11 protein-coding genes and 1 pseudogene are annotated in these 11,980 nt (G+C 67.1%); 2 read left to right on the top strand and 10 right to left on the bottom strand.

Annotated elements, in window-relative coordinates; all coding sequences use genetic code 11:
• Window positions 1–155: pseudogene (locus QZV84_RS09450) on the top strand (sulfurtransferase); the annotation flags it as partial.
• A gap of 66 nt (window positions 156–221) precedes the next feature.
• On the opposite strand, the gene QZV84_RS09445 reads toward QZV84_RS09450, so the two are convergent.
• From QZV84_RS09445 to QZV84_RS09425, 5 genes are all read right to left on the bottom strand, one after another.
• Entirely contained in the window at window positions 222–656 is a 435-nt protein-coding gene (locus QZV84_RS09445; RefSeq protein ID WP_292828789.1) for a cytochrome c oxidase subunit 4, read from the bottom strand.
• Window positions 657–2,420, bottom strand: a complete 1,764-nt coding sequence (ctaD, locus tag QZV84_RS09440; RefSeq protein WP_292828786.1) for a cytochrome c oxidase subunit I — start codon at window positions 2,418–2,420, stop codon at window positions 657–659. It abuts the gene before it with no gap.
• A gap of 2 nt (window positions 2,421–2,422) precedes the next feature.
• A complete protein-coding gene (gene coxB, locus QZV84_RS09435) occupies window positions 2,423–3,316 on the bottom strand; it encodes a cytochrome c oxidase subunit II (RefSeq protein WP_292828783.1) in 894 nt (297 codons plus the stop codon).
• A 159-nt stretch (window positions 3,317–3,475) separates the two neighbouring features.
• Window positions 3,476–3,871, bottom strand: coding sequence for an iron-sulfur cluster assembly accessory protein (locus QZV84_RS09430; protein WP_292828780.1), 396 nt, complete (start codon window positions 3,869–3,871; stop codon window positions 3,476–3,478).
• Window positions 3,872–3,960: 89 nt separating this feature from the next.
• Window positions 3,961–5,358: a dipeptidase gene (locus QZV84_RS09425; RefSeq protein ID WP_292828777.1), complete on the bottom strand. Its 1,398-nt coding sequence runs from the start codon at window positions 5,356–5,358 to the stop codon at window positions 3,961–3,963.
• Between the two features lie 47 nt (window positions 5,359–5,405).
• On the opposite strand from QZV84_RS09425, the gene QZV84_RS09420 reads away from it, so the two are divergent.
• A complete protein-coding gene (locus tag QZV84_RS09420; RefSeq protein ID WP_292828773.1) occupies window positions 5,406–5,978 on the top strand; it encodes a DUF3043 domain-containing protein in 573 nt (190 codons plus the stop codon).
• Window positions 5,979–6,008: 30 nt separating this feature from the next.
• Here QZV84_RS09420 and QZV84_RS09415 read toward each other — a convergent pair whose 3' ends face one another.
• The 5 genes from QZV84_RS09415 to dnaE form a co-directional block, all read right to left on the bottom strand.
• Complete coding sequence (locus tag QZV84_RS09415; RefSeq protein ID WP_292828770.1) at window positions 6,009–7,028, bottom strand: quinone-dependent dihydroorotate dehydrogenase; 1,020 nt, start codon at window positions 7,026–7,028, stop codon at window positions 6,009–6,011.
• Between the two features lie 51 nt (window positions 7,029–7,079).
• Window positions 7,080–7,565, bottom strand: coding sequence for a transcriptional regulator NrdR (gene nrdR, locus QZV84_RS09410; protein ID WP_292828767.1), 486 nt, complete (start codon window positions 7,563–7,565; stop codon window positions 7,080–7,082).
• A gap of 12 nt (window positions 7,566–7,577) precedes the next feature.
• The gene (gene hisD, locus QZV84_RS09405; RefSeq protein ID WP_292828764.1) at window positions 7,578–8,897 is read right to left on the bottom strand and encodes a histidinol dehydrogenase; all 1,320 of its coding nucleotides are present in this window, start codon (window positions 8,895–8,897) and stop codon (window positions 7,578–7,580) included.
• A 32-nt stretch (window positions 8,898–8,929) separates the two neighbouring features.
• Window positions 8,930–9,919, bottom strand: a complete 990-nt coding sequence (locus QZV84_RS09400; RefSeq protein WP_292828761.1) for a hypothetical protein — start codon at window positions 9,917–9,919, stop codon at window positions 8,930–8,932.
• Window positions 9,920–10,048: 129 nt separating this feature from the next.
• A partial coding sequence (gene dnaE / locus QZV84_RS09395; protein ID WP_292828758.1) for a DNA polymerase III subunit alpha occupies window positions 10,049–11,980 on the bottom strand: 1,932 nt, incomplete at its 5' end.

The following is an 11,980-nucleotide window of genomic DNA, read 5'->3' as shown; positions in this document are numbered from 1 at the left end:
TGGAGTTCGCGAAGCTCGGCTTCTCGGTCAAGGAGATGATCGGCGGCTATGAGTACTGGGTGCGCGAAGGACAGCCCACCGAGAACGATGCGGGCACGCTGCCCCGCACGTTCGACGCACAGGTGATGGTGGTGGGCGCGCCCATCAGCAGCTGAAGCCTGCAGACGCACATAGGCAGTCGGCGCTCGCGCGCCGACTGCCTATGTGCGTTCTGAGTGATCTCAGCGCGCGAAGTATCCGCGGTAGTACTCGTAGACCCAGCCGACAATCGCGACAACGAATACGGCCAGGCCGATCGGAAACAGCCAGGCACCGACCGCGAGACCCAGCAGGGCGACCGCGGCTGAAAAGGCCAGCACGATCGGCCACCACGACCACGGGCTGAATTCTCCGAGCTCGGGGTCGCCGTCGTCGATATCCGAGGTCAGCACGTCCTCGGGCAGCTCACCGCCCTGCGCGTGGTGCACGCGTCCGACATAGAACGCGATCAGCGCAGACATGAGGCACGTGAACAGCAACGCGACCGAACCAACCCACTCGATCGCGTTCACGATTGGCAGCTGCGGGTAGGCGAGGATGTTCCACGTGGTGTACACCACCGCCATCAGCAGAAAGAACCCGGACAGCAGCCACCACAAGCCCGTGTTGGTACGCACCTACTTCACCTCTCCCGTCTCAGCGTCGACGACCGGAGCGGCTGGCGCATCCTTCACGGGACCCACTCCGACCGGCACACCGGCTTCCGGGTGATTCAGATCGAACGCCGGGCGCTCACTGCGGATCCGCGGGATCGAGGTGAAGTTGTGGCGAGGCGGCGGGCAGGAGGTCGCCCACTCGAGCGACCCGCCGTAACCCCATGGGTCGTTGACCGTGACCTTGGGCGCCTTGCGCGCGGTTATCCACACGTTGAACAGGAACGGAATCATCGAGGCGCCGAGGATCATGGCACCGATTGTCGAGACCTGATTCTCCCAGGTCCAGCCATCAGCGGTCGAGTAGTCCGCGTAGCGACGAGCCATGCCGTCCACACCCAGCCAGTGCTGGACGAGGAACGTCATGTGGAAGCCGATGAACAGCATCCAGAAGTGGATCATGCCGAGGCGCTCGTTCAGCATCCGTCCGGTGAACTTCGGCCACCAGAAGTAGAAGCCCGCGAACATCGCGAACACCACCGTGCCGAACACCACGTAGTGGAAGTGCGCGACCACGAAGTACGAGTCCGACAGCTGGAAGTCCAACGGGGGCGATGCGAGGATCACGCCGGTCAGCCCGCCGAAAACGAATGACACCAGGAAGCCGAGTGCGAACATCATCGGCGTCTCGAAAGTGATCGACCCCCGCCACATCGTGCCGATCCAGTTGAAGATCTTCACCCCGGTCGGCACTGCGATCAGCATCGTCATCAGCGCGAAGAAGGGCAGCAGCACGGCTCCGGTGACGTACATGTGGTGCGCCCAGACGGCAACCGAGAGTGCGGCGATCGCGATCGTCGCGTAGATGAGGGTCTTATAGCCGAAGATCGGCTTGCGGCTGAAGACCGGGAAGATCTCAGAGACGATGCCGAAGAACGGCAGCGCGATGATGTACACCTCCGGGTGCCCGAAGAACCAGAACAGGTGCTGCCAGAGCAGAACTCCGCCATTGGCCGGGTCGTAGATGTGCGCGCCGAGGATGCGGTCGGCGGCAGCGGCGAAGATCGCGGCGGCCAGCACCGGGAACGCCATCAGGATCAGGATGCCGGTGACCAGGGTGTTCCAGGAGAAGATCGGCATGCGCCACATCGTCATTCCGGGGGCGCGCATCGTGATGATCGTGGTGATGAAGTTCACGGCGCCGAGGATCGTGCCGAAACCGCTCATGCCGAGGCCGAGCATCCAGAGGTTGCCTCCGACGCCGGGCGAGAAGCTCGCGTTGGCCAGCGGCTGATAGGCGAACCATCCGAACGCGGCCGCACCCTGCGGGGTGAGGAAACCGGCGACGGCGATCGTCGAGCCGAACAGGAACAGCCAGAACGCGAAGGCGTTCAGACGCGGGAACGCGACGTCGGGGGCGCCGATCTGCAGCGGCATGATCACGTTGGCGAAGCCGGCGAACAGCGGCGTCGCGAACATCAGCAGCATGATCGTGCCGTGCATCGTGAACAGCTGGTTGTACTGCTCCTTTGTCGGGATGATCTGCATGCCCGGCTCGAAGAGCTCGGCACGCATGATCAGAGCCATGACTCCGCCGAGCATGAAGAACAGCACAGACGAGATCAGGTAGAGGTAGCCGATCGTCTTGTGGTCAGTGGAGGTGATCCACTTGACGACGATGTTGCCCTTCTGCTCGACCCGCGAAGAGCTGAGCAGCGCCGCCTGGCGCGGAGGAAGAGTCGTCGGGCGACCCGGAGTCTCCTCCTGCAGTGGAATCGTGGTCGCCATGATCACTCGTCTCCTTCGGGGCTCGCGCCCGTGCCGGGCTCGTTCTGCAGCCTGTCGTATGCGTCGTTGATATCGCCCGTCTGGCCGGCATCCTTCAGCGTGGCGAGGTAGTCCTCGTACTCCGCTTCACTGACGACCTTGACGTTGAAGAGCATCGCGGAGTGGTACTCGCCGCAGAGTTCGGCGCACTTGCCTGCGTAGGTGCCCTCGCGGGTCGGAGTGAACGACCAGTAGTTGTCGCGCCCGATGTACATGTCCTTCTTGTACAGGAAGTCGATGACCCAGAACGAGTGGATGACATCGCGCGACTGCAGCAGGATCTTCACCGACTTGTCGACGGGAAGGTACAGCGTCGGCAGCTTCTCCTGATCGATGTCGCCGTTCGGGGCGGGCTGCGCCTGCACGCCCATCGACCAGACGGCGTCCGCGCCGTCTTCGTCTTCTCCGTTGTACTGGAAGTCCCACGCCCACTGCTTGCCGATCGCGGTGATCGACACGTCGGGGTCTTCCGTCTGAGTCTCGAGGATCGTCTGATCACGCGCGGTGAAGGCGAAGAAGCCGATGACGAGGATGAGCGGCACGATCGTGTAGAAGATCTCGATCGGCATGTTGTAGCGCAACTGCACCGGCAAACCGACCTGGCCCTTGCGGCGGCGGTAGGCGATCGCCGCCCAGCCCATGAGGCCCCAGGTGATCACGCCGACGGCGAGCAGGACGATCCACGAGTTGACCCAGAGCCCGGCGACCATATCGGTGCGGTTCGTGGCAGGCGTGCCATCCTCGACGAAGCCGGGAAGGTATCCGTGCAACTCCGTTGGGGTGCATCCGGCGAGAATGACAGCCGTGGCGATCCCGACAGGGAGAACAGCCCAGCGGAGGCGGCTTTTCGGGGGCACGGTGCACCTTTCCGGGTCGCGAATGTGACATCGCCAGTCTAGGGCAACCTCCCAACGGATTCAGGCCATCCGCTCAGGTTGCGCGTGGTTTCAGGGATGTGAGATCGGGCCCGGACACTCTGATGAGAGGCCGGGCCCGATGCCGAAAATGCGGTCCGATCAGTGGAAGCTGTCGCCGCAGGCACAGCTGCCGGCGGCGTTCGGGTTGTCGATCGTGAAGCCCTGCTCCGAAATCGTGTCCTTGAAGTCGATCTTCGCGCCGTCGAGGTAGGGGACGCTCATGTCGTCGACGATGACCTCCACACCACCGAAGTCGACGGTCTTGTCTCCGTCGAGGTAGCGCTCGTCGAAGTACAGCTGGTAGATCAGTCCGCTGCACCCACCGGGCTGGACGGCCACGCGCAGTCGCAGGTCGTCACGACCCTCCTGCTCGAGCAGGCTCTTGATCTTCAGAGCGGCGGCATCGGTCAGGCCGACGCCGTGTTCACGAGTCGGCTCGTCAACAAGCGTCGCCGCGAGAACGGACTGGTCGGTCGACAGCGCAACGTCGGTCATGGCACTCCTCCTGGTGAGCCGCCTGCGCGGCGGATGGCTTCGATTCTACGCCCGACCATCCCGGCGTGGCTCCTGTTTCGGCGTGTCCGTCAGTCGCCCGCTCGCGCGTCGAGCTTCTCGAGCAGCAGCGCCTCGGCGAGGACGGCGTTGCGGAAGGTCTCCACGTGCAGTGACTCGTTCGGGCTGTGCGCCCTCGAGTGCGGATCTTCGACGCCCGTCACCAGGATCTGCGCCCCCGGGAACTCGCGGACGAGGTCGGCGATGAACGGGATCGAGCCTCCGACGCCGATCTCCACGGGCTCGACGCCGTACGCCTCGTGCATCGCCTCCAAGGCGGCGCCGACCGCCCAGCCGCTGTTGTCCACCAGGAAGGCGTCTCCGTGGTCCTGCTCGCTGAAGGTCAGCTGCGCCCCGAACGGGGCGTGCGCCCGCAGGTGCATCTCGATCGCGGAATACGCCTCCCGCGCCGACTGGCCAGGGGCGATGCGTGCACTGATCACGACGCCGATCTCAGGGCTCAGTGTGTTCGACGCGTTCGTCACACTCGGCGCGTCGATCCCCGTCACGGTGATGGCCGGCTTGTTCCAAATGCGGCTGAGGATCGTTCCCCGACCGATCGGACTGACGCCCGCGGGAAGCCCCGCCTCGTCACGCAGCGTCTCCTCGCTGTAGGCGGGGGTCTCGGCATCCCGCTCCGCGAGTCCTGCGACGGCGACCGCGCCGTCCGCGTCCCACAGCGTGGCGAGCAGCTTCACCGTGGCCATCATCGCGTCGGGCACCGCTCCCCCGAACATGCCGGAGTGCGATGCGTGCTCCAGCGTGCGCACTCGCAGCGTGAAGCGCGTGTTTCCGCGCAGCGACACGGTCAGCGCGGGCGTGCGGGCGTCCCAGTTGCCTGAATCTGCGACGACGATCACGTCGGCGCGCAGCGCGTCGGCGTTGTCGGCGAGGAACTGCGCGAACGACCGCGAGCCCGCTTCCTCCTCGCCCTCGATGAACAGCGCGACGCCGAGGTCGAAGTCCGCGCCGAGCGCTTCCTTCAACGCCCGCAGCGCAGCGATGTGGGCCATGACGCCGGCCTTGTCGTCGGCGGCGCCACGGCCGTACAGTCGCCCGTCGCGGACGGTCGGCTCGAACGGCGCGGACTCCCACAGCGACTCGTCGCCTACCGGCTGCACGTCGTGGTGCGCATAGAGGAGGATCGTAGGCCGGCCGTTGCGTGCGGCGCGCGAGGCGAGAACGGCAGGCTGGCCGATCTCGTCGGACCCGGGGATCGCGGCGCGACGGATCTCGACCGTCTCGAACAGGCCGAGCTCTTCGACCAGGGTGGCCACGGCCGCGGCGCTGCGCTGCACTTCGGTCGTGTCGAATCCCGGAAACGCGATCGACGGGATGCGGACGAGGGTGCCGAGGTCCGCGAGGGCGGCGGGAATGCCGGATGCCGCGGCATCGCGCACAGCATCCTGACGGGTGAGCTCAGTGTTCATGCGGGTAATCTTAAGGTGCTTCCCCTTCGAGACACCGAGGTTCCATCGTGGCCAAATCACCCGCAGCTCCCGTCCCCGCCGACATTCCGGCCGATGCGACGACCGGGGGCAAAGGCCGAGCCACACCCACGCGCGCCGAGCAGGAGGCCGCTCGCAGGCGCCCGCTGGTGGCCGACACGAAGGAAGCCAAGGCGCGCGCCAAGTCCGAGCTGGCCGCGCAGCGTGAGAAGGCCCGCCTCGGAATGGCGGCGGGAGACGACAAGTATCTGCCGGTGCGCGACAAGGGGCCGCAGCGCAAGTTCGTGCGCGACTTCATCGACTCGGGCTGGCACCTCGGCGAGGCCGTCATGCCGGCGATGGTGCTCGTGATCCTCGCGACGTTCGTCCCCGTTCCCTCGGTCCAGTACTACTCGTTCATCGGACTGTGGATCTTCATCCTGTTCGTGATCGGCGACATGATCATCTCGTCGATCCGCATCAAGCAGGCCGCGCGCAAGAAGTTCGGTGCCGAGCGGATCGAGAAGGGTCTGGGCTGGTACGGCGCGATGCGCATCATCCAGATGCGGTTCATGCGCCTTCCCAAGCCGCAGGTCAAACGCGGGCAGCTCAAGGTCGAGTAGGCGCGCCGGCGCGGTATCGAGATCGGCGCGTCATTTCGTGAGCCCGCGGTTGATCTGCCGAGCCCAGAGGGGTCCACGGTAGAGGAACGAGGTGTAGCCCTGCACCAGGGTCGCGCCGGAGTCGAGCCGCTCGCGCACGTCGGCGGGCGTCTCGACGCCGCCTGCCGAAATGACGGCGAACTCCGCGGGCACGGTCGCGCGGACCAGTTTCAGGACCTCTAACGCGCGGCTCTTCAGCGGGGCGCCCGACAGCCCGCCTGCCCCCGCTGCGGCGATGACCGCGGGGTCGGTGCGCAGCCCTTCGCGGGAGATCGTCGTGTTCGTGGCGATGAGACCCGCCAGCCCGAGCTCGACCGCAAGGAGCGAGATCTCCCGCACCTCGTCGTCGGTGAGGTCGGGAGCGATTTTGACGAGAAGCGGGGTGCGCCCCGCGGCATCCCGCACCGCCTCCAGCAGGGGCCGGAGCGTCTCGACGGCCTGCAGTCCGCGCAGGCCGGGGGTGTTCGGCGATGACACGTTCACGACAAGATAGTCGGCCAGTGGCGCGAGGAGCGCCGCGCTGCGGACGTAGTCGGCTGTCGCGTCGGCGACCTCCACTACGCGGCTCTTGCCGATGTTCACCCCGATCACCGCTCGCCTGGGTCGGCGGCGCAGCTTCTCGAGCCGCGCGGCCGCCGCCTCGGCGCCGTGGTTGTTGAAGCCCATCCTGTTGATCACGGCGCGGTCGGGAACGAGTCGGAAGAGTCTCGGTCGAGGGTTGCCCTCCTGCGGGATCGCCGTGATCGTCCCCACCTCGACATGACCGAAGCCGAGCGCATGCAGCCCCGTCGCCGCGCGCACGTCCTTGTCGAATCCGGCGGCGATTCCGAAGGGCGAATCGAACGTCAGGCCCAGCGCCGAGGTCCGCAGCGATGGGGCCGGGCGGGTGAGCGCCCGGGCCGCCCACGAGAACGGGGCGACACCCAGCAGCCGGATGACGATCATCGCCGCGTGATGCGCGGCCTCGGGATCCATGCGCGAGAGCACGGTCCGAAACAGGAGAGCATACATCTCCCCCAGGCTATCGGCTCGGCCGCGGGCCTCAGGAGATCGGGCGCAGGCTCAGGATTCAGCCGCTATCGCATCTTCGGCGTCGGCGAGCGGGTGGTCGGCGCGCAGCTGGCCGATCGCGGACTCGAAGTCCTCCAGCGAGTCGAACGCCTGGTAGACACTCGCGAAGCGGAGGTAGGCGACTTCGTCGAGCTCGCGCAGCGGGCCGAGGATCGCCAGGCCGATCTCGTTCGTGTCGACCTGCGACGACCCGGTCTGGCGCACGGACTCCTCGACCTGCTGCGCCAGCACCGCGAGGTCGCCCTCCGTCACGGGCCTGCCCTGGCAGGCTTTGCGCACGCCGGACATGACCTTCTCGCGGCTGAAAGGCTCGATGACACCCGAACGCTTGATCACGTTGAGACTGGCGGTCTCGATCGTCGAGAACCGCCCTCCGCATTCGGGGCACTGGCGACGACGGCGGATGCTGAGACCATCATCACTGGTGCGCGAATCGATGACGCGCGAGTCGGGATGACGGCAGAACGGGCAATGCATGGCCTGGACAGACTACGCCGGGAATCCGGCAGCCGCCTCGAAGCGGGCCTGGACGGCCTCGCCGTGAGCCGGGAGGTCTTCGGCTTGGGCGAGTGTCACGACGGCTTCGCGCACCTGCGCCAGCGCCACGCGGTCGTACTCGATGACCTGCTGCGGGCGCAGGAAGGTCGCCGCCGACAGCCCTGCGGCATAGCGGGCCTGTCCGCCGGTCGGCAGCACATGGTTGCTGCCGGCGAGGTAGTCGCCCAGGCTCACGGGCGAATCAGGTCCGACGAAGACGGCGCCGGCGTGCACGAAGGCTGCCGCATCAGGTTCGGCCAGGTGAAGCTCGAGGTGTTCGGGTGCGTAGGCATTGCTGAACGCGGTCGCGGCGGCCAGGTCGTCCACCAGCACGATGGCCGACTGCGGCCCGGCCAGTGCCGTCGCCACACGTTCGGCGTGCCGCGTCGCGGCCACCCGTGGCGCGATCTCGCTCGAGACGGCCGCGGCCAGGGCGGGCGATGCGGTCACCAGCACGGCCGAGGCCTGCTCGTCATGCTCGGCCTGGCTGATCAGGTCGGCGGCGACCAGTCGCGGATCGGCGCTGTCATCGGCGACGATGAGGATCTCGGTGGCGCCGGCTTCGGCATCCGTCCCCACGACCCCAGCAACGGCGCGCTTGGCTGCCGCGACGAAGTTGTTGCCCGGCCCCGTCACGACGTCGACCGGATCGAGTGCGAGGCTCTCGATGCCGTAGGCGAATGCGCCGATCGCTCCCGCCCCGCCCATCGCGTAGACCTCGTCGACACCGAGCAGTCGTGCGGCGGCGAGGATCACCGGGTGCACCCGCCCGCCGTGCGCACGCTGCGGGGGCGAGGCAAGAGCCACCTCGGAGACACCTGCGACCTGGGCGGGAACGACGTTCATGACGACGCTGGAGGGATAGACGGCTTTGCCGCCGGGCACATACAGCCCGACCCGGCGCACCGGCTGCCACCGCTGGTGCACGCGTGCTCCGGGCGCGAGCTCGGTGACCGTCGCGGGCGGCACCTGCGCCGCGGATGCGCGGCGAACGCGGGCGATCGCCTCTTCGAGTGCGGCGCGAACGCGCGGGTCGAGACCGGCCAGTGCGTCGTCGAGGTGTGCGGCGGGCACGCGGATGTCGTGCCCGACCGCGCCGTCGAAGCGCTCGGCCTGCTCGCGGATCGCGTGCTCACCGCGAGCGGCGACGTCGGCGACCAGGCTCGCAGCCGTGGCGAGCGCCTCGGCGCGGGCCGCGGTTGCGCGGGGCACGGCCGCCAGGAGTTCTGCCGGCGAGTGCGCGCGACCACGCAGATCGATCGTGCGGAGCATGTCTTTACGCTATCGCGACGCAGAGACGCGGCTCAGCCGCGCGTCACGCCCGTCACATCGTGCAGATATCCGACGCGGCCATCCTCGTGGCGCACCACGAAGACATCGCCGCGGTCTTCGAGCACCAGAGCCCATGCGGTGCGACCGACCCGGAAGATCGGCACGCCGCGGTCGTCGACGACGTCGCGCTCCTCGGGCGCGAGCGCCCAGAACGCCTGATGGGCCGACTGCGGATGCGGCTCTGGCTCGGCGGGCTCGATCGTGTCGCGGGTCTGGGCGGCCGCCCAGGCGTCCGGGGCGGCCGGGGTCGGCTCCCGGTACGCCTGGTCGCCGTAGGAGGGCACCGGGTAGGTGTCGGACTGCCCGGTCGGACCGTGCGCGGCGGCGGCGAACGCTGCCCCGTCGGTCTCGTCGGCGACCGGGCGAGGCGGTCGCGGGGGGCGGGCCGAGACGGCGCGAATGGGGCGGGCGTTGCGATGCGCCACGATCTCGCGACGGCCGACGAAGTCCTCGCGGAGGGTGGGGATCAACGGCGCGAAGACGGTCAGCACGACACCGGCGAGCATGAGGAAGAACTCCACCCACACCACCCAGTCGTAGACCCAGATCTTGGTCTCGATCGCTACCACGATCGTGCGCCACAGCAGGGTGAGCCAGACCGCGGCGGAGACCGAGAAGGCGACCGACGCGAACTGATCGATGCCGAGCGATCCGACTCGCCGAATGCCGTCGGGCGAGAAGCGCCGCAGGATGATGAGGAAGATCGCGACGGTCGGCACGCCGATCGTCAGGATCCAGTCCAGCCCGTTGGTCCAGACCGAGCCGCCGAACAGCAGCTGGGCCATCGCCCGCTCGCCCGCCACGGAGAAGAACGACACCACGAACGCGATCAGCCAGACGCCGACCAGGGCGACTTCACGCACCGAGAACGGACCCACGCCATACTGCGGACGATCTTCGGATTCGGTATCGGCGACGGTCGCGTCGACCTCTTGCTGATCGTTCGCTCGCTCGTCAGTCACGATGACCCCTTCCTTCCGCTTCCACGGTGCGCACCGTCCTGATACTACCGGCGGCTCATGAGATGCCGCTGAGACCGGCGCCAACAGGGACGCGTCATCGTCGCCTCTCCGAAATCTCGATCGGATGCCTCAACCGAGGCACTGCGGTCCCAGCAGACCCTTCAATTCGCCGTACAGGTCCGCCGTGACGCGCACCGGGTGCGGCACGTCGAAGACCTTCGCAACCGACCCCGCGTGCAGTTTCACGGTGACCTCGGTCTCTCCCCGATGGCGCTCAAGCGTCTGGAGCAGCTCTTCGATCGTCGCCTCGCTGGCCCGCCGCTCGGGCATGACGAGCACGAGCGGGCCGGAGGCGTCCAACGAGCCCAGGTCGGGCGAGAGAGCCGACACCGCATGCAGGTTGAGCCCGTCGTCGCGCCGCGAGATGCGGCCGCGGACGACGAGGATCGAATCCGCTTTCAGCATCGACTGGAACTCGGTGTAGGTCTTGCCCATGAACATGACCGTCACCTCGCCGTTGAAGTCCTCGACGGTGATCAGGCCGTAGGGATTGCCGTTGGATTTGGCGACGCGGTGCTGGACGCTCGTGACGAGCCCGGCGACGGTCACCTGGTCGCCGTCGTTCAGATCCTCCGAGGCGAGCAGGTCGTAGATGCTGATCGACGCGTGCTTGGCCAGCGCGATCTCCAGGCCCGCGAGCGGATGGTCAGACACGTACAGCCCAAGCATCTCGCGCTCGAAGGCGAGCTTGTCCTTCTTGGTCCACTCCGGCCGTTCGGGCACCTTGGCCGGCAGCGGCTCTTCGGTCTCGTCGTACAGGCTGTCGAAGTCGAAGCCGATCGCGCCGGTCGCGGCCTTGCGTTTGACCTCTACGGCGGCCTCGGTGGCGTCCTCGTGGATCTCCATGAGTGCGCGGCGGGTCGAGCCGAGCGAGTCGAACGCGCCGGCTTTGATGAGCGACTCGACCGTCCTCTTGTTCGCGACGTGCACGGGGACTTTGGCGAGGAAGTCATGGAACGACTCGAACGGCGCGTCGTGCCGCGCGTCGACGATCGAATCGACCACGTTCGTGCCCACGTTGCGCACCGCACCGAGGCCGAAGCGGATGTCTTCTCCGACGGCCGCGAAGTAGCGGATCGACTGTCCCACGTCGGGAGGCAGCACCTTGATGCCCATCCGACGGCATTCGTTGAGGTAGACGGCGAGCTTGTCCTTCGCGTCGCCGACGCTTGTGAGCAGGGCCGCCATGTACTCCGCCGGAAAGTGGGCCTTCAGGTATGCGGTCCAGTAGGCGATGAGTCCATAGGCTGCCGTGTGCGCTTTGTTGAATGCGTAGTCGGCGAACGACTCGAGCACCTTCCACAGGGCGTTCTGCGCGGCAGGGCTGTAGCCGTTCACGGTCATGCCGCCGAAGAAGTCCTCCTGCTGCTTGTCCAGTTCGGACTTCTTCTTCTTGCCCATCGCACGGCGGAGGATGTCGGCCTGGCCGAGGCTGAAGCCGGCGAGCTTCTGCGCGGCCGCCATCACCTGCTCCTGGTAGACGATCAGGCCGTAGGTGGTCCCCAGCACGTCGGCCAGCGGAGCCTCGAGCTCGGGGTGGATCGGCTCGATCTGTTGCAGCCCGTTCTTGCGCAGGGCGTAGTTCGTGTGCGAATTGACACCCATCGGTCCGGGCCGATACAGGGCGAGCACGGCCGAGATGTCCTCGAAGTTGTCGGGCTTCATCAGCCGCAGCAGGCTGCGCATCGGGCCGCCGTCGAGCTGGAAGACGCCGAGCGTATCGCCGCGGGCGAGGAGCTCGTACGAGGCCGGGTCGTCGAGTGCGAGGTCTTCGAGCACGAGCTTCTCTCCGCGGTTGGCGGCGATGTTATCGAGCGCATCGTCGATGATCGTGAGGTTGCGCAGCCCGAGGAAGTCCATCTTGATCAGGCCGAGCGACTCGCAGGCGGGATAGTCGAACTGCGTGACGATCTGGCCGTCCTGCTCGCGCTTCATGATCGGGATGATGTCGATCAGCGGTTCGCTCGACATGATCACGCCGGCGGCGTGCACGCCCCACTG

It is taken from the genome of Microbacterium sp. (assembly GCF_011620715.1).
Lineage (GTDB): Bacteria > Actinomycetota > Actinomycetes > Actinomycetales > Microbacteriaceae > Microbacterium.
This window is presented reverse-complemented; position numbering and strand designations above follow the sequence as displayed.